Here is a 22,150-nt window from a genome sequence, read left to right as displayed (position 1 = left end):
TAGATTCGTTCGAGGCCGGTGCACCGCCCGTACGCGGTGGGACCGGCCCTCACCGACGACGATTGCAGGAGTGATTCGCGTGGATCGTGTCGCGCTGCGCGGCCTCAGGGCCCGTGGACACCACGGTGTCTTCCCCAAGGAACGCGAAGAGGGCCAGACCTTCATCGTGGACCTCACGCTGGGCCTGGACACCCGGCCCGCCGCGGCCGACGACGACCTCACGAAGACCGTGCACTACGGCATCGTGGCGGAGGAGGTCGTGGCCGTCGTCCAGGGCGAACCGGTGAACCTCATCGAGACCCTCGCCGAGCAGATCGCCGAGACCTGCCTCAAGCACGACGGGGTCCAGGAGGTCGAGGTGTGCGTCCACAAGCCGGACGCCCCGATCACGGTCCCCTTCGACGACGTGACCGTCACCATCATCCGGAGCCGTGCATGACAGCGTTCACCGAGGGTCAGAGCGACCCGACCGTACAGCCGGTGCCCGCCTCCGTGGTGGAGCGGGTGGACGCCGCCGACACGACCCTGCAGAACCCGAGGCGCGCCGTGGTCTCGCTCGGTTCGAACCTCGGCAACCGCCTGGAGACCCTCCAGGGCGCCATCGACGCGCTGGAGGACACCCCCGGCGTCCGGGTCAAAGCGGTCTCCCCGGTGTACGAGACGGAGCCGTGGGGTGTGGCGCCGGACAGTCAGCCGTCGTACTTCAACGCGGTGATCGTCCTGAAGACGACGCTCCCGCCGTCCTCGCTCCTGGAGCGGGCCCACGCTGTGGAGGAGGCCTTCCACCGGGTCCGGGACGAGCGCTGGGGCCCCCGCACGATCGACGTCGACATCGTGGCGTACGCGGACATGGTGTCCGACGATCCGACGCTGACCCTCCCCCACCCGCGCGCCCACGAGCGGGCCTTCGTCCTCGCCCCCTGGAACGACGTGGAGCCCGAGGCGCAGTTGCCCGGTCACGGCCCCGTGGCACAGCTGCTCGCCGCGGTTCCCCGTGACGGGGTCGCGCCCCGCGCCGACCTGGAACTCCAGCTGCCCGAGTAGTCGTTAAGGTGCAAGACGCCATCGTGAGAGGAACTGAGTGAAAGAGCTGCGCATCAGGACGCTGGCCGCGGTGTTCCTCGTCGCCGGGGTGCTGTCCTGGGCAGGAGCCCGCCTGTGGAACTCGGTGGGCACGCTGCCCCGGGTCCCCCTGGCCGCCCCCGTCGTCCTGGCGCTGATCGCCGTGGTCCTGCTGGCCACGGCGCTCTCCCTGCGGTCCCGGCTGAAGGCCCAGCGCGAGCGCCGGCCCGACGCCAAGCGGGTCGACCCCATGATGGCCGCCCGCGCGGTCGTCTTCGGCCAGGCCAGCGCGCTGGTGGCGGCCCTGGTCGCCGGGATGTACGGCGGCACGGGCGCGTTCCTCCTGGAGTCCCTGGACATCCCCGCCCGCCGGGACCAGGCCATCTACGCCGGCTTCTCGGTCCTGGCAGGCCTCGCCGTCATAGCGGCCGCCTTCTTCCTGGAACGAGTCTGCAAACTCCCGGAAGACGACGACACAAACGGCACCACAGCCCCGGCCTGACCCTCGCAATGGGGCGCAGCCCCTCCCAAGGGGCGCGGGGAACGGCGCAGTCTTTCGTCTTTCAGGGGCGCGGGGAACGGCGCAATCTTGTCGCCCTTAAGGGGCGCGGAGAAGTGCGCGAACGGCCCCCACCGGGCCGCACCCGGCGATGAACCCGCGCACCCCCCGGCAAGGGCTAGGCGGGGAACGGCGCGACCAGCCACAACGGACCCGCACACACCCACAACGCCCAGCCCCACCCCCTGGCACCCAGCTGCCGCAGGCTACCTCGCCATGATGAGACTCATCGCCTCGGCCCGAGTGGCCGCATCCCGCAACTGCCCCCGAACGGCCGAGGTTATGGTCTTGGCCCCCGGCTTACGAATCCCCCGCATGGACATGCACATGTGCTCGCACTCCACCACCACTATCACCCCACGCGGCTCCAGGATCTCCATCAGCGACTCGGCGATCTGCGTGGTGAGCCGTTCCTGCACCTGCGGCCGGCGTGCGTAGACGTCCACGAGCCGGGCCAGCTTCGACAGCCCCGTGATCTTCCCGGTCGTGCTCGGGATGTAGCCCACGTGCGCCACACCCCGGAACGGCACCAGATGGTGCTCACAGGTCGAGAACACCTCGATGTCCTTCACCAGGACCATCTCGTCGTGACCCAGGTCGAACGTCGTCGTCAGGACGTCCTCCGCCCGCTGCCGCAGCCCCGCGAAGATCTCCTGGTACGCCCGGGCCACCCGCCCCGGCGTCTCCCGCAGCCCTTCCCGGTCCGGATCCTCGCCGACCGCGATCAGCAGTTCTCGTACGGCGTTCTCGGCGCGCTTCTCGTCGAAATCGCCGATCACGCCCTCGCCGTCCAGCCTCACGGGGTCGGTCATCTCGTGCCTCGTTTCTGTGCCTCTCACACGCGCGGACCACGCGTATCCCATACGGGCATACGAAGATGCCGCGCCCCCCAGGCTAGAACCTGGGGGGCGCGGCATGCATTCCGGGCCTGGTGGGACCGCCGGGAGCCGGGGTGTCAGCTCTCGGTGCGGTCCTCGGGGGCCGTCTCGGTCACCGGGAGGGCCTCAGCGGATGCGTTGGCCTTCGAGGTGATCGCGGGGCTGGAACCGTTCGTCCCGTTCGTCAGTGACAGCTCCCTGGGGGAGAGCACCGGCGGGCGGGTGGACGGCGTGCGGCGGGAGGAGCCGGTCCACGCGGGGCGGGCCGGACGCTTGATGAGGGGAGTGAAGACCTCGGCGATCTGCTCCTTGCTCAGCGTCTCCTTCTCCAGCAGCTGCAGCACCAGCGCATCGAGGACGTCGCGGTTCTCGACCAGGATCTCCCAGGCCTCGTTGTGCGCGTTCTCGATGAGCTTCTTGACCTCTTCGTCGACGAGCGCGGCGACCTCTTCCGAGTAGTCGCGCGGGTGCGACATCTCCCGGCCCAGGAAGGGCTCGGTGTTGTCGCCGCCGAACTTGATGGCGCCGAGGCGCTCGGTCATGCCGTACTGCGTGACCATCGCGCGGGCCGTCGCCGTGGCCTTCTCGATGTCGTTCGCGGCGCCCGTGGTCGGGTCGTGGAAGACGAGCTCCTCGGCCGCGCGCCCGCCCAGCATGTATGCCAGCTGGTCGAGCATCTCGTTGCGGGTCGTGGAGTACTTGTCCTCGTCCGGCAGGACCATCGTGTAGCCGAGAGCACGGCCCCTGGAGAGGATCGTGATCTTGTGCACCGGGTCGGAGTTCGGTGAGGCCGCCGCGACCAGGGCGTGTCCGCCCTCGTGGTACGCGGTGATCTTCTTCTCCTTGTCCGACATGATCCGGGTCCGCTTCTGCGGGCCCGCGACCACACGGTCGATCGCCTCGTCCAGCATGTGGTTGTCGATCAGCTTCAGATTGCTGCGCGCGGTGAGCAGCGCGGCCTCGTTCAGCACGTTCGACAGGTCCGCACCCGTGAATCCCGGCGTGCGACGCGCGACGGCCGACAGGTCGACGTCCGGCGCGACCGGCTTGCCCTTCTGGTGGACCTTGAGGATCTCCAGACGGCCCAGCATGTCCGGGCGGTCGACCGCGATCTGGCGGTCGAAGCGGCCGGGGCGCAGGAGGGCCGGGTCGAGGATGTCCGGGCGGTTCGTGGCGGCGATGAGGATCACGCCGCCCTTCACGTCGAAGCCGTCCATCTCGACGAGCAGTTGGTTCAGCGTCTGCTCGCGCTCGTCGTGACCGCCGCCGAGGCCGGCGCCGCGATGGCGGCCGACCGCGTCGATCTCGTCCACGAAGACGATCGCCGGGGCGTTCGCCTTGGCCTGCTCGAACAGGTCACGGACTCGCGAGGCACCGACACCGACGAACATCTCGACGAAGTCGGACCCGGAGATCGAGTAGAAGGGAACGCCGGCCTCGCCCGCGACAGCACGTGCGAGCAGCGTCTTGCCCGTACCGGGAGGCCCGTACAGCAGGACACCCTTGGGGATCTTGGCGCCGACGGCCTGGAACTTCGCCGGCTCCTGGAGGAACTCCTTGATCTCGTGGAGTTCCTCGACCGCCTCGTCCGAGCCCGCCACATCGGCGAACGTCGTCTTCGGGGTGTCCTTGGTGATGAGCTTCGCCTTGGACTTCCCGAACTGCATGACCCGGGAGCCGCCGCCCTGCATCTGATTCATCAGGAACAGGAAGACGACGACGATGAGGACGAAGGGAAGCAGGGACAGCAGGATGCCGACGAAAGCGTTCTGCTTGGTCGGCGAGACCGTGTAGCCGTCCGGAATCTGCTTGTTCTGGTACTTGTCCTGGAGGGTCGTGGCCAGGTTCACACCCTGGTCGCCGATGTAGCTCGCCTGGATCTTCGAGCTGCCCTCGATCTTTTCGCCGTCCTTGAGCTCGGCCTTGATGACCTGCTCGTCGCCGGTAGTGATCTTGGCTTGTTTGACCTTGTTGTCACTGATCGCCTGGACGACCTGGCCGGTGTCCACCGTCTTGTAGCCGCCGGACGAGCCGACGACCTGCATCAACACGACCACGGCAAGGACGGCCAGCACGATCCACATGACCGGCCCACGGAAGTATCGCTTCACGTCCATCCATACGGAGCGATGCCGCCCCGTCCCTCCTGCCATAGTGAGTTTGATAAGACTGTTCTTCGGACGGTACCCCAGCATTGCCACCGGAAGCTGCTCGGTCCGGCTGACAAGCCCCGTCTACGTATGCTCCAACGGCGCGAAACCCGCTGGGGTTCCCGGCCGTCCTACAGGGGCTGGGCCCTTGTCAGGGGGAGTCACCCGTCCAGGGTGCCTCAGCCACCGTAGACATGGGGCGCGAGCGTACCGACGAACGGGAGGTTCCGGTACTTCTCGGCGTAGTCGAGGCCGTACCCGATGACGAATTCGTTCGGGATGTCGAAGCCGACCCACTCCACGTCGATCGCGACCTTCGCGGCCTCGGGCTTGCGCAGCAGCGTGCACACCTTGAGGGACGCGGGCTCGCGGGAGCCGAGGTTGGAGATCAGCCAGGACAGCGTCAGGCCTGAGTCGATGATGTCCTCGACGATCAGGACGTGCTTGCCCTTGATGTCGGTGTCGAGGTCCTTGAGGATCCGCACCACTCCGGAGGACTGGGTGCCCGCGCCGTACGAGGAGACGGCCATCCAGTCCATGGTGACGGGGGTGGACAGGGCCCGGGCCAGGTCCGCCATGACCATGACGGCGCCCTTGAGGACACCGACGATCAGCAGGTCCTTGCCCGCGTACTCCGCGTCGATCTTCGCGGCCAGCTCGACCAGCTTCGCGTCGATCTCTTCCTTGGTGATGAGCACCGACTGGAGGTCGGTGCCCAGGTCTTTCGCGTCCACCCGCATCACTTTCGGTCGTCCCACCGGCTGCTTCCCGGCCCTCCGCGAGGAGGAGCCGTTCCCCGGAGGGGTTGCCCTCCGGGGGAGTCGCCGCCCGAAGGGCGACTCTTTTTCAGCCTTGCCGAATCACCAGTCTGCCACCCTGCCGCTGGGCGACGACCTTGCCCGGGAGGTTGATGGCTCCCTGGCCGCGCCAGCCGGTGATCAGCCGGTCGATCTCCTCGATGTGCCGGGCGAACAGCGAACCGGCGGGTGCCCCGGCCTCGATGGCGGCGCGGCGCAGGATGCGGCGGCGCACGGCGGGCGGCAGGGCGTACAGCTTGGCGCACTCCAGGAGGCCCGCCGCGTCGCGCACGGAGGCCTCTGCGCTGCCGGCCCACGCGTCGAGTGCGTCGGCGTCGTCACGGGACAGCTGGGCCGTCCGGGCGAGCGCTTCGACGACGCCCTTGCCGAGCGCCTTCTCCAGCGCGGGCAGACCCTCGTGGCGCAGCCGGGAGCGGGTGTACGCCGGATCGGCGTTGTGGGGGTCGTCCCAGACGGGCAGCGACTGGACCATGCAGGCCTTGCGGGCCGTCTGCCGGTCCAGGTGCAGGAAGGGACGGCGGTAGCGGCGGTCGGCGCCCGGTCCTCCGGAGACGGCGGCCATGCCGGACAGGGAGCGGGTCCCGGAGCCGCGCGCGAGGCCGAGCAGGACGGTTTCGGCCTGGTCGTCGCGCGTGTGGCCGAGCAGGACCGCGGCGGCCTCGTGACGATCGGCCGCGTCGTCCAGAGCGGCGTACCGCGCGTCGCGGGCGGCGGCCTCGGGGCCGCCCTCCCGGCCGACGGTGACCGCGATCGACTCCGCGGGGGCCAGTCCGAGCTCGGTGAGCCGCAGGACCACCTCGTCGGCGCGCAGATCGGACCCGGACTGCAGACCGTGGTCCACGGTGACGCCGCCGGCGCGGATGCCGAGCTTGGGCGCCTCGAACGCGAGGGCGGAGGCGAGCGCCATGGAGTCGGCGCCGCCGGAGCACGCGACAAGCACGAGCGGCGCACGCGAGGGCGTGTCGGGGACGCGATCGGGGTCGAGCGAGGGGGCGTGATCGGTCAGGACGTCGTGGAGTACGCGGCGGACCGCCAGGCGTATCGCCGCGACCGCAGGATGGGGACCCATGTCCGGTTCCCTTCATGAAATTGTCGGGGGGTGAGCCCGGGTTCGGTCACTCAGAGTGTGTCGATGGTGACAGAACCGGGCCGTTCCCCGAGCATTGCACGCCTACCCATGCCTCACGGTCCCTCGGACGGGTGATTAGAGGGGCGTTCACCTGCCGTCGGCCGGATTCAGTTCACGACTCTGCCTTACGGTGCACCCGCGCGACCCAGTCCGCGGGTTTGGCGATCTCCGACTTGGTGGGAAGTGTGTTCGGCGAGGTCCACACGCGGTTGAAGCCGTCCATGCCCACCTCGTCCACCACGGCGCGGACGAACCGCTCGCCGTCCCGGTACTGGCGCAGCTTCGCGTCGAGGCCCAGCAGCTTGCGCAGGGCGAGGTCGAGGCGGGAGGCGCCGCGGGCGCGCCGCTGCTGGAACTTCTCGCGGATCTCGGCGACGGAGGGGACGACCGCCGGGCCGACGCCGTCCATCACGAAGTCGGCGTGGCCCTCCAGGAGGGACATCACGGCGGTCAGCCGGCCGAGGATCTCGCGCTGGGCGGGGGTCTGGACGATCTCGACGATGGAGCGCGCCTCGTCACCCTCCTCGCCCTCGGGGCGGCTGCCGGCGAGGGACTGGGCGGCCTCGCGGACACGTTCCAGGACGGTCATGGGGTCGACCTCGGTCTCCCCCAAGAAAGACTGGATTTCACCCTCAAGGTGGTCGCGCAGCCAGGGCACGGCCGTGAACTGCGTGCGGTGGGTCTCCTCGTGGAGGCAGACCCAGAGCCGGAAGTCGTGGGGCTGGACGTCGAGTTCGCGCTCCACGTGCACGATGTTCGGCGCCACCAGGAGGAGCCTGCCGCCGCCGTTCTGGCCGGCGGGCAGTTCCCGGGTGGCCGGGGCGAACGTCTCGTACTGGCCGAGGACCCTGGAGGACAGGAAGGACAGCAGCATGCCCAGCTCGACGCCGGTGACCTTGCCGCCGACGGCGCCGAGAACGGCTCCGCCCGCGCTGCTGCCGCGACGTTCCTGCATCTTGTCGAGCAGCGGTTTGAGGATCTCCCGGAACCCGGCGACGTTCGCCCGGACCCAGCCCGGGCGGTCGACGACGAGGACGGGGGTGTCGTGGAGGTCGTCCCCGCCCATCCGTGTGAACCCGCGGACGTGTTCCTCCGAGGCCTTGGCATGCCGGCGCAGCTCCGCGACGACGGCCCTGGCCTCGTCGCGGCTCACCTCTGGGCCCGGCCTTACGAGCCGGGTCGCGGTCGCCACCGCGAGATTCCAGTCGACCATCTCCGCACCACCGATGCTCGTCATGCTGCCAACCGTACGGGAGCGCTGCCGCTTGGGGCAGGGGTGGGCGGTCCGGGTGCTTCTCGTTGATCACCTGCGGATCCGCTGTGGCCGGGTGCGCCGTTCCCCGCGCCCCTGGAAGGCGGCCCCTGGCGGGGCTCGCCGTCAGGGCCGCCGAAAGAGGGATCGGGCCGGGGCGGGGTCAGTCGCAGCCGCAGGTGGCCAGGGCCGAGGCCAGGGCGTCCAGGCGCTGTTGGGTGGTCGTGGCGTCCGTGGGCGGGTTGGACGAGGTGAGGAAGGCGAAGGCCAGGAGGCGGCCGTCGTTGTCGACGACCGTGCCCGCGAGGGTGTGCACGCCGGTCAGGGTGCCGGTCTTGGCGCGTACGAGGCCGGTGCCCGGCTGGCCGTTGTAGCGCTTGCTGAGCGTGCCGGTGAAGCCGGCGACGGGCAGACCGGTGAGGACCGGGCGCAGTTCGGGGCTGTCCGGGTCGGCGGCCTCGGCCAGCAGCGCCGTGAGCAGGTCCGCGGTGAGTTTGTCGGCGCGGTCCAGGCCGCTGCCGTCGGCGAACTTCGCGCCCTTGAGGGGCAGCCCGAGCTTCTTCAGCTGCGCGTGGGTCGCCGCGCCGCCGCCCTTGAAGCTCGCCGGTTCGTCGAGGGCGAGGGCGCTCTGGCGGGCGAGGGCCTCGGCGATGTCGTTGTCGCTGCTGGTCAGCATGCGTTCGACGAGCGCGGACAGGGGCGGCGACTTGACGGTGGCGAGGGCCTTGGCGCTGCCGGACGCCCTGGAGGTGCCGGGAACCGTGGTCTTGATGCCCCGCTCGTGGAGGAGGTCGGCGAACTTCCGGGCCGCGTCGCCCGCCGGGTCCTTGCTGCGGTCCGCGGGGCCGCTGGAGGAGTCGTCGAGGCGGCCCTCGTCGGCCATCAGGGCGGTGACCCGGGCGAGGTTGGTGTTGTCTGCGCCGATGGGGTGCGCGGCGGAGCCCTTGTAGAGCGAGGTGTCGTACGAGAGCGTCACCTCGGTCTTCTTGCGGGACTTGAGGGCGCGGGCGGTGTCGTCGGCGAGGGAGCGCAGGCTCGCGTTGCCGTTCGCGTCCTTGCGGGCGGTCAGGGTGGGGTCGCCGCCGCCGACGAGGACGACCTCCTCGGTGCCGGGTTCGAGGACCGCCCTGGTCGCGATGCGGTGGTCCGCGCCGGCCGCGGTGAGCGCCGCCACGGCCGTGGCGATCTTCGTGGTGGAGGCCGGGGTCAGCGGATCGTCCGCGCCCTTGCCGTACAGGAGTTTGCCGGTGGCCATGTCGACGACGGCGCCCGCACGGTCGGAGCCGAGCGCGGGATCGTCGAGCAGCGGCCCCAGGACGCTCCCCAGGGCCTTCTCCGTCGGGGACGGTACGGAGCCCTTGAGGCCGCCCAGACCGGCGAGCACGGACGCGGCGCTCGGCGCGGGCGCCGGTTCCTTCCCGGACGTACCGGGCGCGGAGCCGTGATCTGCGCCACCTGCGCGCTCCCGCGATGCGGCCCAGTCGCGCTCCGCCGTACGCTGGCCGGTGGAGTCCCAGGGCCCGGCCGCGGTGACCACGGTGGCCGCCACGACGAGTCCGAGGGTGGCGGCTCCCGTCGTGAACTGCACGGTGGACGGCCGCTTGACCAGCGGTTTCACCACTCCAGTCGCCCGGGCGAGCGGTGGTTTCACAGCTTCCGCCGCCCGTACGAGCGGTGGCTTCACGGCTTCCGCCGCCCGTACGAGTCGCGGTTTGACGGATCGCGCGACCCGCACCACATGCGGTCTCGCGGCCCGCCAAGCCTTCAGCTCTGGCACGACCACCAGCCCCTTTCGCGATCACACACCTGCGTGAGGGACACTTAACCACCAGAACTATGTGCTGATCATGGAGGAGCCACCGGTGGAGTTCGACGTCACGATCGAGATTCCGAAGGGTTCACGGAACAAGTACGAGGTGGACCACGAGACCGGTCGGATCCGTCTGGACCGTCGCCTCTTCACCTCGACCAGCTACCCGGCCGACTACGGCTTCGTCGAGAACACTCTCGGCGAGGACGGCGACCCGCTGGACGCTCTGGTCATCCTGGACGAGCCGACCTTCCCCGGTTGCCTCATCCAGTGCCGCACGATCGGCATGTTCCGTATGACGGACGAGGCCGGCGGCGACGACAAGCTGCTGTGCGTCCCCGCGCACGACCCGCGTGTGGAGCACCTGCGGGACATCCACCACGTGTCGGAGTTCGACCGTCTGGAGATCCAGCACTTCTTCGAGGTCTACAAGGACCTGGAGCCGGGCAAGTCCGTCGAGGGCGCCAACTGGGTGGGCCGCACGGACGCCGAGGCCGAGATCGAGCGTTCGTACAAGCGCGCCAAGGACGCGGGCGGTCACTGATCCCCCTGTGTCCTGCGGGCCGCGTGACCCCGACCGGGTCGCGCGGCCCGTTTGTGTATCAGTGCGCATACTGGGGCGTACTGGACGTGCGAACCGGGAGTAGTGCGTGACGGAGTCGGACGCCGAGGACCGCAAGCCGCAGTCGGACGAGGCACGCAGCGCCTTCGTCCCGCCGAGCGGTGTGGTCACGCAGGCCCCACCGGTCGAGGAGGAGTCCTCCACGACGTCCGAGTTCGCGCTGCCCAAGGGCTACGGCGCTCCGCACACGCCCCTCGCCGACTCCGAGGGGTCGGCGTTCAACACGCCGCGGACCTACAGCTCCCGGGACGCGCCGCCCGCCTTCACCCCGCCCGCGGGCATACCGCGGGTCGACCTCATCAAGGACGCGCCCTGGCAGGACCGGATGCGCACGATGCTGCGCATGCCGGTCGCCGACCGGCCCGTGCCCGAGACCGTGCAGAAGACGGAGGACGAGGGCCCCGCCGTACCGCGCGTCCTCGACCTGACCCTGCGAGTCGGCGAGCTGCTGCTCGCGGGCGGCGAGGGCGCCGAGGACGTGGACGCGGCGATGTTCGCCGTCTGCCGCTCCTACGGCCTCGACCGCTGCGAGCCGAACGTCACCTTCACCCTGCTGTCCATCTCGTACCAGCCGTCGCTGGTCGACGACCCGGTGACCGCGTCGCGGACCGTGCGGCGCCGGGGCACCGACTACACGCGTCTGGCGGCTGTGTACCAGCTCGTCGACGACATCAGCGACGACGAGATCGAGGTCTCCCTTGAGGAGGCCTACCGGCGGCTCGCGGAGATCCGCCGCAACCGGCACCCGTACAGCGGCTGGGTGCTGACCCTCGCCACCGGGCTGCTGGCGGGCGCGGCCTCCGTGCTCGTCGGTGGTGACATCATCGTGTTCGTCGCGGCGGTCGTCGGCGCCATGCTGGGCGACCGGCTGGCGTGGCTGTGCGCCGGGCGCGGGCTGCCGGAGTTCTACCAGTTCACGGTGGCCGCGATGCCGGCCGCCGCGATCGGCGCGGCGCTCACGATCGCGCACGTCGACGTGCGGGCGTCCGCGGTGATCACCGGTGGGCTGTTCGCGCTGCTGCCCGGGCGGGCGCTCGTGGCGGGCGTGCAGGACGGCCTGACCGGTTACTACATCACCGCGTCGGCCCGGCTCCTGGAAGTCATGTACTTCTACGTCGGCATCGTCATCGGCGTCCTGGTGATCCTGTACTTCGGTGTGACGCTGGGCGCCCAGCTCAACCCGGACGCGGCCCTGCTGTCGACCAACCGGCCGCTGTGGCAGATCGGCGCGTCGATGCTTCTGACGCTCGCCTTCGCGGTGCTGCTCCAGCAGGAGCGTTCGACCGTGCTGGTCGTGACCCTCAACGGCGGGGTCGCCTGGAGCGTGTACGGCGCGATGCACTACGCGGGCGGGATCTCACCGGTCGCCTCGACGGCCGTGGCGGCCGGTCTCGTGGGGCTCTTCGGGCAGCTCATGTCCCGTTACCGGTTCGCCTCCGCGCTGCCGTACACGACCGCCGCGATCGGGCCGCTGCTGCCCGGTTCCGCCACGTACTTCGGGCTGCTCGCCATCGCCCAGAACGACGTCGACGAGGGCCTTGTGCAGCTCACCAAGGCCGCGGCGCTCGCGATGGCCATCGCCATCGGGATGAACCTGGGGTCCGAGATCTCGCGGCTGTTCCTGCGGTTGCCGGGGGCGACGGCGGGTGCCCGGCGGGCGGCCAAGCGCACCCGGGGGTTCTGAGGCGGGGTACCGGCCGTCGTTCTGTGGCTGACGGCCGGTGGGCCCGAGCGCGCCCACGCGGCGGAGCCGCACATCGAAACGGCCCCGCGCCCCTGGGGGCGCGGGGCGCTGATCAGTTGCGGCCGTAGTCCTGGCCGTACGGGTAGGGCTGCTGCCGGCCCTGCTGGTACTGCTGCTGGTCCTCGGGGTACTGCTGGGCGTGCTGCCCGTAGCCCTGCGGGTACTGCTGCCCGCCGTAGTTCTGGTCCTGGCCGTACGGCTGCTGCTGGTAGTGGTCCTGCTGCTGGATCTGGTTGCCGTACTGGTCGTACTGCTGCTGGTGGCCCTGGTCGCCGTAGCCCTGGTCCTGGCCGTACTGCCGGCCCTGGTCGCCGTAGCCCTGCTGCTGTCCGTGGTCGTTCTGGTGGGCCTGCGGGATCTGGCGGAGCTGGGCCGTGCGGTCGTCCATGGCGGGGCCCGCCGGCGGGACGTGGGCAGCCCGGGGCTCGGACTGCGCCTGGTCCGCCGCGTTCTTCTTGGACTTTCCGCGGGCGCGCAGGAACTCGATGATGATCGGGACCACCGAGATGAAGACGATCAGGAGCAGGATCGGCTCGATGTTCTTGTGGACGAACTCGATGCTGCCGAGCCAGGAACCGAGCAGCGTGACCCCGGCGCCCCAGAGGATTCCGCCGATCACGTTGAAGATCAGGAACGAGCGGTACTTCATGCCGCTGACACCGGCGATGATCGGCGTGAACGTGCGCACGATGGGCACGAAACGGGCCAGCACCAGCGATTTGGGGCCGTACTTCTCGAAGAACTCGTGCGCCTTGGTGACGTTCTCCTGCTTGAAGAGGCGGGAGTCCGGCCTGGTGAAGAGCGACGGTCCGACCTTCTTGCCGAACATGTAGCCCGCCTGGTCACCGAGGATCGCGGCGACACAGATCAGGGCGATCGCGCCCCACAGCGGGAAGTCCAGGGTCTTCGCGGTGATCAGCATGCCCGCCGTGAACAGCAGCGAGTCACCCGGCAGGAAGAAGCCGATGAGCAGGCCGGACTCCGCGAAGACGATCAGGAGCAGACCCCAGATACCGAACGAGTCCAGCAGGTAGTCCGGATCCAACCAGCTTGGGCCAAGGGCAAGCGTCGTCACGTTTCCGGGCTCCTGAGGGTGGTGGATGCGGCGGCGGGCGAAGGTGTGGCCGACCAAAGTTATCAACGCGCCACGATGTGACCAGGTTCCACCGGCTCCTACAGGATGCACTGTGCCCCGACTGGGACAAAGCTGTGAGCCATGGGTATCGAAGAATACGGCGGCGGTCAGGGCCCTCAGCCCGACGTACTGGTCGTGACGACGAACGACGTACCCGGCTACCGGGTCGAACAGGTCATCGGTGAGGTCTTCGGACTGACCGTCCGCTCCAGGCATCTGGGCAGCCAGATCGGCGCGGGGCTGAAGTCGATGATCGGCGGCGAGTTGAAGGGCCTCACCAAGACCCTGGTGGAGACCCGCAACCAGGCCATGGAACGGCTCGTCGAGCAGGCTCGGGCACGGGGCGCCAACGGCGTGCTGATGTTCCGCTTCGACGTGACCGACGCGCAGGACGTGGGCACGGAAGTGTGCGCGTACGGCACGGCCGTGGTGATGGTCAAGGAGTAGGCAGCCGGGCAGCGGACGGTCGGGGAACAGACGGTCGAGGAACGGCGCAGACCTTCGGTAAGGGGCGTCCGCCATTGCGGGCGCCCCTTACCCGTTGTCACGCGTGCCGCGCCGCGTTCGCCGTGATCGCGCCCCGCAGGTGCTCGGCGAGCCCCGGGCGCACGGAGTCGTAGAACTCCTTGAACCGCTCGTCGGACACGTACATCTCGCCGAGCCCCCGATGGATGTCGTACGAGCACTCGTAGAACCAGCGGGTGATGTGCTGCCGGTGTTCCTCGGCCATGTCCATGGCGCGCTCCCCCGTGGCGGGCTCGCCGGACTCCATGAGGGTGTCGTAGCGCTCGCCCCAGGAGGCGACCTCGGCCTGCATGCGTTTCCAGTCGTCCTTGCCGTAGAGGGCGGCCCGGCGCTGCGACTCGGCGTACGCCTCCGTGCCGCCCCAGCGGCGCTCCGCCTCCTCGGCGTGCTCCTCGGGGTCCTTGTTCCCGAAGACCTCGAACCTCTCCTCGGGTGTCAGATCGATGCCCATCGTGCGTGCCTCCATGGCGTGCTCCACGGCCGCGGCCATCTTCTGCAGCTTCTCGATCCGGGCGGTCAGCAGGTCGTGCTGGCGGCGCAGCTGCGCGCGCGGGTCCGCCTGCGGATCGTCGAGCAGGGCCGCGACCTCGTCGAGCGGAAACCCCAGCTCCCGGTAGAACAGGATCTGCTGCAGCCGGTCGAGGTCGGCGTCGCTGTAGCGCCGGTGGCCCGCGTGGCTGCGCCCGCTCGGTACGAGCAGTCCGATCTCGTCGTAGTGGTGCAGCGTCCGCACCGTCACTCCGGCGAAACCGGCGACCTGTCCCACAGGGAAGCTCATGGCCTCCGCCTCCTCCTGCCAGGCCTCGTCTTCGGCCTCTTCATCGGCTCTTGCTGTGGCCTCTCGCTTGGGCCTTTCGCTTGGGCCTTTCGCTTGGGCCTTTTCGGTACGCAGCCCAGGCTGAGGCATCACGTCACGTGAGGTGCAAGCCGGAAACCCACCGGCCGTCATGTCGGCTTTACCCGCTTTTGGCGAGGGGGTGGCCCACCATGGAGACCCAAGGAGACCTGGCCCCCCCACCCAGACGACCGGAGGCATCATGCCGCTCCACAAAGGCCCCGCGAAGTCCGACGAGCGCACCTCGACCGTCAACCCCTTCTACGGGGAGGCGAATCCGGTCGGCGGCATGACCGAGGCCCCGCCCCAGCACCGGCTGCCCGACGGGCCGCTGGCGCCCTCGACCGCCTATCAGCTGGTGCACGACGAGCTGATGCTGGACGGCAACTCCCGGCTCAACCTCGCGACCTTCGTCACCACCTGGATGGAGCCGCAGGCCGACGTGCTGCTGGGCGAGTGCCGGGACAAGAACATGATCGACAAGGACGAGTACCCGCGCACGGCCGAGCTGGAGCGCAGGTGTGTGGCGATGCTCGCCGACCTGTGGAACGCGCCGGATCCGGCCGCCGCCGTCGGGTGTTCGACGACCGGGTCGAGTGAGGCGTGCATGCTCGCGGGCATGGCGCTCAAGCGCCGCTGGGCCAAGCGCAACGCGGACCGCTATCCGGGAGCGGGAGCCCGCCCGAACCTCGTCATGGGCGTCAACGTGCAGGTCTGCTGGGACAAGTTCTGCAACTTCTGGGAGGTCGAGGCCCGCCAGGTGCCCATGGAGGGCGACCGCTTCCACCTCGACCCGCGGGCCGCCGCCGAACTCTGCGACGAGAACACCATCGGGGTCGTCGGCATCCTCGGCTCCACCTTCGACGGCTCGTACGAGCCCGTCGCCGAACTCTGCGCCGCGCTGGACGAGTTGCAGGAGCGCACGGGCCTGGACATCCCCGTCCACGTGGACGGCGCGTCCGGCGCGATGGTCGCCCCCTTCGTCGACGAGGACCTGGTCTGGGACTTCCGGCTGCCGCGCGTCTCCTCCATCAACACCTCGGGGCACAAGTACGGGCTGGTCTACCCGGGTGTCGGCTGGGCGCTGTGGCGCTCGGCCGCCGAACTGCCGGACGAACTGGTCTTCCGGGTGAACTACCTGGGCGGCGACATGCCGACCTTCGCGCTCAACTTCTCCCGCCCCGGGGCCCAGGTGGTGGCGCAGTACTACACGTTCCTGCGGCTGGGCCGCGAGGGCTACCGGGCCGTCCAGCGGACGACCCGGGACGTCGCCATGGGGCTCGCCGAGCGGATCGGGGCGCTCGCCGAGTTCCGGCTGCTCACCCGGGGTGACCAGTTGCCGGTGTTCGCCTTCACCACCGCCCCGGACGTCACGGCGTTCGACGTCTTCGACGTGTCCCGGCGCATGCGCGAACGCGGCTGGCTGCTGCCCGCGTACACCTTCCCCGCCAACCGTGAGGACCTCTCCGTGCTGAGGGTGGTGTGCCGCAACGGCTTCTCGTCCGACCTCGCCCAGCTGTTCCTTGAGGACCTGTGCCGCCTCCTGCCCGAACTGCGCCGCCAGTCGGAGCCGGTGACGGGCGACAAGGACGCGGCTACCGGCTTCCACCACTGAGGAGCAAGGGGTGGCCGGGTCCCCGGCCACCCCTTCACCACCACGCGCCCGGCTACTTGCTCAGCGCCCCGAACCTCCACACCGCCAGCGGGAAGAACACCGCCAGCAGGGCCAGCGGCCAGGCGACCGCCGCCCAGACGTGCCCCGCCTCGGCGCCCGGGGAGCCGAAGAGGTCCCGTACCGCCGTGGCCGTCTGGGACAGCGGGTTCCATTCGACGACCGTCGCCAGCCAGTCCGGCATGGACTCGGGGGTCGCGATGGCGTTGGACAGGAAGCCGACGGGCCAGACCAGGATCTGCACGGCCTGCACCATCTCCGGCTTCCCGGCCACCATCGCCAGCAGGATGCCGATCCACAGCATCGCGAACCGCAGCAGCAGAAGCAGGCCCACGGCGCCCAGGAACGCGCCGAGGGTGCCGTGCGCGCGCCAGCCGAGCGCGTACCCGACCCCCATCAGCACGAACAGGCCGAGCGCCGACTGGAGCATGTCGGCGGCCGAGCGGCCGACCAGGACGGCCCCGTCGGTCATCGGCATCGACCGGAAGCGGTCGATGACTCCCTTGTTGAGGTCCTGGGTGACGGCCAGCATCGTGCCCTCCAGGCCGAAGGCCATGGTCAGCGCGAACATGCCGGGCACCAGGAAGTCGACGTAGTCACCCTCGACGCCCCGGCCGCCGCCGATCAGGTAGCTGAACATCAGCAGGAGCATCACGGGGAAGACCAGCCCGACCAGGACCTGCGCCGGCTGCCGCACCCAGTGGGCGAGTTCGCGGCGGGTCATGGTCCAGGAATCACTCAGCGCGTACGTGGTCACACCGCCTCCTTCGCGGGGTCGGAGCCGAGGTCGCCGTCCGCGGTCAGACGCAGGAACACCTCGTCCAGCGTCGGCCGCCGCAGGGCCACGTCCTCCGCCTCCATCCCGGCCTCCTCCAGGGTGCGTACGACTCCGGCGAGCGCCCTCATACGGTCGGTGACCGGGGCGCTCAGCAGCCGCCGGTCCACGTCCACCGTGATCTCCGCCCTGGGCAGCGGCAGCAGGGCCACCGCGGCTCCCAGCTGACCGCCGTCCCGCAGCACCACGTCGATACGGTCACCGCCCGCCAGTGCCTTCAGCTCGTTCGCCGTGCCGCCCGCGACGACCTGCCCCCGGTCGACGAGCGAGATCCGGTGGGCGAGCTGGTCCGCCTCCTCCAGGTACTGCGTGGTGAGCAGCACCGTCGTGCCGCCGCCGACCAGGGAACGCACCGCCGCCCACACCTCGGCGCGGCCGCGCGGGTCGAGGCCCGTGGTCGGCTCGTCGAGGAAGAGCACCTCCGGTTCGGTGATGAGCGAGGCGGCCAGGTCCAGGCGCCGCCGCATGCCGCCGCTGTACCGCTTCACCGCCTTGCGACCGGTGTCCGCGAGGCCGAAGCGGGCCAGGAGCTCGTCGGCCCGTACGCGCGCGTGGCGGGCGCCCAGGTGGTGCAGGCGCCCGAACATCTCCAGGTTCTGGTGGCCGCCGAGCTCTTCGTCGAGTGCCGCGTGCTGGCCGAGCAGGCCGATGCGGCGGCGCACCTCCCGGGCCCCGGTCACCACGTCGTGCCCGGCCACCTCCGCGCGGCCCCCGCCGGGGCGCAGCAGCGTGGACAGGACCCGGACCAGGGTCGTCTTGCCCGCGCCGTTCGGGCCGAGCAGCGCGTGCACCGTGCCGCGCCCGACCCGCAGGTCGAGCCCGTCCAGCGCGTACTTGCCCTCGCGCCCGCTTCCGTACCGCTTCCGAACGCCCTCGACGACGATCACGTCGTTCATTGGGCTCCCTCCCTATCCAGGTAATCAAACTTGACTACCCATGCATCGACGGGGGGTATGCCCGCTGTGGGTTTTAGTCAAACTTGATTAACCGGCGTCTTCCGGATGCGTCTCCCCCGTGCCGTACGGGTTCTCCTCGCCCTCCGCCAGCACCCCCACGAACGGCTCGCCCTCGCCCGCGAAGGTGTACGCGCCGTCCTTGATCCGCTGGATCAGGCCGCGGGTCCACTCGGCGCCGCTGTCGGCGGAGTGGACCCAGAAGTTCATGATCTCGCCGATGTGACCGAGCTGTTCGGGACCGTCCTCCGGCACGTAGTGCTCGGTGACGGCCGTGCGCCATTGCTCGATGACCCGCACCCGCTCCTCAAGGAGTTCGAGCGCCTCCTCACGGCCGAGGTCCACCACGAAGCCGAGCGCCGCGGAGAGGACGTCCGGCTTCTGGTCGTACGAGGTCAGGGACTCGCGCAGGAGTGTGAAGTACTCCTGGGTGCCCTTCTCCGTGATCTCGTACTCCGTGCGCGGCGGTCCGCCGGCCGTGGAGGGCGCGATCTCGTGGGCGATCAGCATCTCCTGCTTCGCCATCTGCTTGAGCGCGTGGTAGATCGAGCCCGGCTTGGCGTTGGACCACTCGTGCGCGCCCCAGTACTCCAGGTCGTTGCGCACTTGGTAGCCGTGGGCCCGGCCGTGCTGACGTACGGCACCCAGGACGAGAAGGCGGATCGCTGACATGCTGTCAAGCGTAGGACGCCCCGCTCCGCTCCGGGCGCCGGGCCCCGCCGTGGCTCGGCCCCGGTCGGTCAGGATGATGTGCTCATGCTGGGCAGCTCGACGGGCGAGATCGCCGGGCCTGCCCCTCGCTTCAGTGATCGGATACGCGGCAGACATGCACCCGGTGAACACCTGGGTGCATGTCTGCTCGGTCGGTCGGGAGCCGGATCCGAGCCGTCAGAACGGGAAGAAGCTGCGGCCGTGCTGGATCGAGATCCACTTCTGGGTGGTGAAGGCCTCGACCGTGGCCTCGCCGTTCAGCCGGCCCACGCCCGAGGACTTCTCGCCGCCGAAGGGGACCAGCGGCTCGTCGTGCACGGTGCCGTCGTTCACGTGGAACATGCCCGTGTCGATCCGCTTGGCGAAGGAGACACCGCGCTCGACGTCGGCGGTGTGCACGGCGCCGCTCAGCCCGTACGGCGTGTCGTTGACGATCCGCACCGCCTCCTCCTCGCCGTCGAACGGGACGAGGAGCGCGACGGGGCCGAAGATCTCCTGCCGGAGGACGCCGGAGTCGGCGGGCAGACCGGTCAGGACGGTCGGCTCGACGAGGTTGTCGGTGGTGGTGCCCTGCACGAGGGCGGTCGCGCCCTCGGCGAGCGCCTGGGTCACGACCGACGAAAGGGCGTCCGCCTGCGAGGAGTTGATGACCGGGCCGATGACGGTCTCCGGGTCGCCCGGGTCGCCGACCTTGAGGGATCTCACCTTGGCCACGAACTTCTCGGTGAACTCCGTCTCGACCGAACGGTCCACGAGGATGCGGTTCGCGGCCATGCAGACCTGGCCCTGGTGCACGAACCGGCTGAAGACGGCCGCGTCCACGGCGTAGTCGACGTCCGCGTCGTCCAGGACCACCAGCGCGCTGTTGCCGCCCAGTTCGAGAATCGAGCGCTTGAACTGCGCGGCGCAGACGGTCGCGACATGGCGGCCGACCTTGTCTGAACCGGTGAAGGAGATGACCTTCGGGACCGGGTGCTCCAGGAAGGCGTCACCGATCTCCGCGATGTCGGTGATCACGACGTTGAGCAGGCCGGCCGGCAGGCCCGCGTCCTCCAAGATCTTCGCGACCAGGGAACCGCCCACGATCGGGGTGTTCTGGTGCGGCTTGAGGACCACTCCGTTACCGAGCGCCAGGGCGGGCGCCACGGACTTCAGCGACAGCAGGAACGGGAAGTTGAAGGGGCTGATCACACCGACGACGCCGACCGGGACGAGGTAGAGGCGGTTCTCCTTGGTGTCGCCGGGCGAGGGGATGATCTTTCCCTCGGGCCGCAGCGCCAGGTTGACCGACTCGCGCAGGAACTCCTTGGCGAGGTGCAGCTCGAAGCCCGCCTTCAGACGGGTGCCGCCCAGTTCCGCGACGATCACCTCGGCGATCTCCTGCTCGCGCTCCTCGACGATCCGCAGCGCCTTCTCGAAAACGGCACGGCGCGCGTACGGGTTCGTCGCCGCCCATTCCTTCTGGGTGCGGGCGGCGGCCCGGTAGGCCTCGTCCACCTCGTCGACCGTGGCTATCGTGATCGAGGCCAGCTTCTCACCGTCGTACGGATTGAAGTCGATGATGTCCCAGGACCCGGTGCCCGGACGCCATCGGCCGTCGATGTACTGCTGAGCCAGGTCGGTGAAGTAGGACGACGACATGTGTGATCCCTCAATCCCTTGCTGCCCGAGGCAACAGCCCATGCATCTTCACGGTCTGATCACATGTCATCGTACGGGTGTTTCAACTGAGTTGGAGCAGTCCTCTGAGCAAATCGCGGCTCTCGTCGGGGCCCGGACTGTCCTGCTGGAGCTCCTTCATCGCCTTCTCGTACTGGGCGACGTCCTCACGCTTGTCCAGATACAGCGCACTGGTGAGCTGTTCCAGGTAGACCACGTCGGACAGATCGGACTCGGGGAAGCTGAGCACCGTGAAGGCGCCGCTCTCCCCCGCGTGCCCGCCGAAGCTGAACGGCATGATCTGGAGCCGCACGTTGGGGCGCTGGGAGATGTCGATGAGGTGCTGGAGCTGACCGCGCATCACGCTCCGGTCGCCGTACGGCCGCCGCAGCGCCGCCTCGTCCAGCACCACGTGGAACTCGGGCGCGCTCTCCGACACGAGGTACTTCTGACGCTCCAGGCGCAGCGCGACGCGCCGTTCGATGTCGGCTCCGCTCGCGCCTCTCATGCCACGGGTGACGACCGCGTGCGCGTACGCCTCGGTCTGCAACAGGCCGTGCACGAACTGCACTTCGTACGACCGGATCAGGGCCGCGGCGCCCTCCAGGCCGACATAGGTCGGGAACCAGCTGGGCAGGACGTCCGAGTAACTGTGCCACCAGCCCGCGACATTGGCCTCCTTGGCGAGCGAGAGCAGTGACTTGCGCTCCGCCTCGTCGGCGATCCCGTAGAGCGTCAGCAGATCCTCGACATCCCTCGTCTTGAAGCTCACCCGGCCCAACTCCATACGGCTGATCTTCGATTCGGAGGCTCGGATCGAGTAGCCGGCCTTCTCCCGGGTGATCCCACGCGATTCGCGCAGCCGCCTCAGATGTGAGCCGAGCAGCATGCGCCGTACCACCGATCCCGACTCCTGCGCGCTCACGTTCGCCAGCCTCCCCAACCCGTCTTCAAGGGCCGCAGTCTGCCACTAAAACACTTCAAGCAGTACTCGTTCGGTTACAGAAACGGCAAGCTTTCAAGGGAGTTACACAGGAAACGACAAGGAGAAGACAAGCCAGACCGAGAAATGTGGGGGTCCGGTGGCGGAAAAAAGCACCAAGAAGCGGTATGGGAAGGTCCAATTCGGGCGCGTGCACGTGCATCTGCCCTTGCATCTGCCGAACGCAGGCGGAACGATGGTCTCGCGCCACCGCTGCATCGCAACGACCGCGAACCCCGGGAGTGCCTCGCATGGGGACGAATGGATCGACCATGCTGGAGCCGTTACGACAGGGGCTTCCGCCACTGGACCCGGCCGCCGTGTCCAACGCCGCCTCCTGCGCCCTCCCGCCCCGTTACGAAGCGGTGCGCGACGCACGGCAGTTCACCCGCCGCACGCTGGACCAGTGGGACGTGGGCAACCGCTTCGACGACGTCTGTCTGGTGGTCTCGGAACTCGTCACCAACGCACTGCGGCACGCGCTGCCCGCGGACACCCCTCGCTCGGCCGACCAGGACCCGCCCGTGCGGCTGCACCTGATGCGGTGGACCGAGAGAGTCGTGTGCGCGGTGCGCGACCCCAGTCACGACAGCCCGGTCGCGGGCGACTCCGACGACTTCTCGGCGGAGTCGGGGCGCGGCCTGTTCCTGGTCGAGTCCTTCGCCGACAGCTGGGGATGGCACCCGCTGGCCGGCACGCTCAACGGCAAGGTCGTGTGGGCCCTGTTCCGGCTGGGCCCCTCCGCGTGACGGACCGCGGCGCTTTTTTCGCGCCGCGGTTCTACGCGCGTTACGCGTCCGAGGGTCCCACGGGGCCCGC

General features: G+C 69.5%; 21 protein-coding genes. 8 read left to right on the top strand and 13 right to left on the bottom strand.

All coding sequences use genetic code 11. The annotated features are described in order from the left end of the window. Window positions 1-79: 79 nt before the first annotated feature. Genes folB through OHS59_RS25090 form a run of 3 tightly spaced genes read left to right on the top strand, consistent with a single transcriptional unit; the run spans window position 80 to window position 1,564 of the window. Window positions 80-439: a dihydroneopterin aldolase gene (gene folB / locus OHS59_RS25100; RefSeq protein ID WP_328495652.1), complete on the top strand. Its 360-nt coding sequence runs from the start codon at window positions 80-82 to the stop codon at window positions 437-439. Beyond that, window positions 436-1,044, top strand: a complete 609-nt coding sequence (gene folK / locus OHS59_RS25095; RefSeq protein WP_328495651.1) for a 2-amino-4-hydroxy-6-hydroxymethyldihydropteridine diphosphokinase — start codon at window positions 436-438, stop codon at window positions 1,042-1,044. The genes folB and folK overlap by 4 nt, the downstream gene beginning before the upstream one ends. A gap of 37 nt (window positions 1,045-1,081) precedes the next feature. Continuing rightward, window positions 1,082-1,564, top strand: a complete 483-nt coding sequence (locus OHS59_RS25090) for a DUF3180 domain-containing protein (RefSeq protein WP_328495650.1) — start codon at window positions 1,082-1,084, stop codon at window positions 1,562-1,564. 263 nt (window positions 1,565-1,827) lie between these two features. On the opposite strand, the gene folE is transcribed toward OHS59_RS25090, so the two are convergent. The 6 genes from folE to dacB form a co-directional block, all read right to left on the bottom strand. Next, entirely contained in the window at window positions 1,828-2,433 is a 606-nt protein-coding gene (gene folE, locus OHS59_RS25085) for a GTP cyclohydrolase I FolE (RefSeq protein WP_328495649.1), read from the bottom strand. A gap of 143 nt (window positions 2,434-2,576) precedes the next feature. Beyond that, the gene (ftsH, locus tag OHS59_RS25080; RefSeq protein WP_328495648.1) at window positions 2,577-4,616 is read right to left on the bottom strand and encodes an ATP-dependent zinc metalloprotease FtsH; all 2,040 of its coding nucleotides are present in this window, start codon (window positions 4,614-4,616) and stop codon (window positions 2,577-2,579) included. Window positions 4,617-4,828: 212 nt separating this feature from the next. After that, the gene (hpt, locus tag OHS59_RS25075) at window positions 4,829-5,389 is read right to left on the bottom strand and encodes a hypoxanthine phosphoribosyltransferase (RefSeq protein WP_189773346.1); all 561 of its coding nucleotides are present in this window, start codon (window positions 5,387-5,389) and stop codon (window positions 4,829-4,831) included. Between the two features lie 106 nt (window positions 5,390-5,495). Beyond that, a complete protein-coding gene (gene tilS / locus OHS59_RS25070) occupies window positions 5,496-6,536 on the bottom strand; it encodes a tRNA lysidine(34) synthetase TilS (RefSeq protein WP_328495647.1) in 1,041 nt (346 codons plus the stop codon). Between the two features lie 172 nt (window positions 6,537-6,708). Continuing rightward, complete coding sequence (locus OHS59_RS25065; RefSeq protein ID WP_328495646.1) at window positions 6,709-7,833, bottom strand: zinc-dependent metalloprotease; 1,125 nt, start codon at window positions 7,831-7,833, stop codon at window positions 6,709-6,711. A 178-nt stretch (window positions 7,834-8,011) separates the two neighbouring features. Further along, on the bottom strand, window positions 8,012-9,631 hold the full coding sequence (gene dacB, locus OHS59_RS25060) for a D-alanyl-D-alanine carboxypeptidase/D-alanyl-D-alanine endopeptidase (protein ID WP_328495645.1): 1,620 nt from the start codon (window positions 9,629-9,631) through the stop codon (window positions 8,012-8,014). Window positions 9,632-9,710: 79 nt separating this feature from the next. Here dacB and OHS59_RS25055 point away from each other — a divergent pair, with 79 nt between their 5' ends. Both OHS59_RS25055 and OHS59_RS25050 read left to right on the top strand, forming a co-directional pair. Continuing rightward, complete coding sequence (locus tag OHS59_RS25055) at window positions 9,711-10,202, top strand: inorganic diphosphatase (protein ID WP_107018199.1); 492 nt, start codon at window positions 9,711-9,713, stop codon at window positions 10,200-10,202. 106 nt (window positions 10,203-10,308) lie between these two features. Further along, a complete protein-coding gene (locus tag OHS59_RS25050) occupies window positions 10,309-11,964 on the top strand; it encodes a threonine/serine ThrE exporter family protein (protein ID WP_328495644.1) in 1,656 nt (551 codons plus the stop codon). Between the two features lie 112 nt (window positions 11,965-12,076). On the opposite strand, the gene OHS59_RS25045 is transcribed toward OHS59_RS25050, so the two are convergent. Next, window positions 12,077-13,099: a DedA family protein gene (locus OHS59_RS25045; protein ID WP_328495643.1), complete on the bottom strand. Its 1,023-nt coding sequence runs from the start codon at window positions 13,097-13,099 to the stop codon at window positions 12,077-12,079. A gap of 141 nt (window positions 13,100-13,240) precedes the next feature. On the opposite strand from OHS59_RS25045, the gene OHS59_RS25040 reads away from it, so the two are divergent. After that, a complete protein-coding gene (locus OHS59_RS25040) occupies window positions 13,241-13,606 on the top strand; it encodes a YbjQ family protein (RefSeq protein ID WP_189773216.1) in 366 nt (121 codons plus the stop codon). A gap of 97 nt (window positions 13,607-13,703) precedes the next feature. On the opposite strand, the gene OHS59_RS25035 is transcribed toward OHS59_RS25040, so the two are convergent. Further along, on the bottom strand, window positions 13,704-14,462 hold the full coding sequence (locus OHS59_RS25035; protein WP_328495642.1) for a MerR family transcriptional regulator: 759 nt from the start codon (window positions 14,460-14,462) through the stop codon (window positions 13,704-13,706). A gap of 259 nt (window positions 14,463-14,721) precedes the next feature. Here OHS59_RS25035 and OHS59_RS25030 point away from each other — a divergent pair, with 259 nt between their 5' ends. Continuing rightward, window positions 14,722-16,134, top strand: coding sequence for a glutamate decarboxylase (locus OHS59_RS25030; protein ID WP_328495641.1), 1,413 nt, complete (start codon window positions 14,722-14,724; stop codon window positions 16,132-16,134). Window positions 16,135-16,186: 52 nt separating this feature from the next. Here OHS59_RS25030 and OHS59_RS25025 read toward each other — a convergent pair whose 3' ends face one another. From OHS59_RS25025 to OHS59_RS25005, 5 genes are all read right to left on the bottom strand, one after another. Then, entirely contained in the window at window positions 16,187-16,948 is a 762-nt protein-coding gene (locus tag OHS59_RS25025; RefSeq protein WP_328495640.1) for an ABC transporter permease, read from the bottom strand. Next, a complete protein-coding gene (locus OHS59_RS25020) occupies window positions 16,945-17,922 on the bottom strand; it encodes an ATP-binding cassette domain-containing protein (protein ID WP_328495639.1) in 978 nt (325 codons plus the stop codon). The genes OHS59_RS25025 and OHS59_RS25020 overlap by 4 nt, the downstream gene beginning before the upstream one ends. A gap of 87 nt (window positions 17,923-18,009) precedes the next feature. Next, on the bottom strand, window positions 18,010-18,651 hold the full coding sequence (locus OHS59_RS25015) for a PadR family transcriptional regulator (RefSeq protein ID WP_328495638.1): 642 nt from the start codon (window positions 18,649-18,651) through the stop codon (window positions 18,010-18,012). Between the two features lie 216 nt (window positions 18,652-18,867). After that, window positions 18,868-20,331 (bottom strand): aldehyde dehydrogenase family protein, encoded by a 1,464-nt coding sequence (locus OHS59_RS25010; protein WP_328495637.1) that lies wholly within the window; start codon window positions 20,329-20,331, stop codon window positions 18,868-18,870. An 82-nt stretch (window positions 20,332-20,413) separates the two neighbouring features. Beyond that, entirely contained in the window at window positions 20,414-21,238 is an 825-nt protein-coding gene (locus tag OHS59_RS25005) for a helix-turn-helix domain-containing protein (RefSeq protein WP_328499345.1), read from the bottom strand. Window positions 21,239-21,582: 344 nt separating this feature from the next. On the opposite strand from OHS59_RS25005, the gene OHS59_RS25000 reads away from it, so the two are divergent. Then, window positions 21,583-22,080, top strand: coding sequence for an ATP-binding protein (locus OHS59_RS25000; protein ID WP_328495636.1), 498 nt, complete (start codon window positions 21,583-21,585; stop codon window positions 22,078-22,080). Window positions 22,081-22,150: the final 70 nt, after the last annotated feature.

It is taken from the genome of Streptomyces sp. NBC_00414 (assembly GCF_036038375.1).
GTDB lineage: Bacteria > Actinomycetota > Actinomycetes > Streptomycetales > Streptomycetaceae > Streptomyces.
This window is presented reverse-complemented; position numbering and strand designations above follow the sequence as displayed.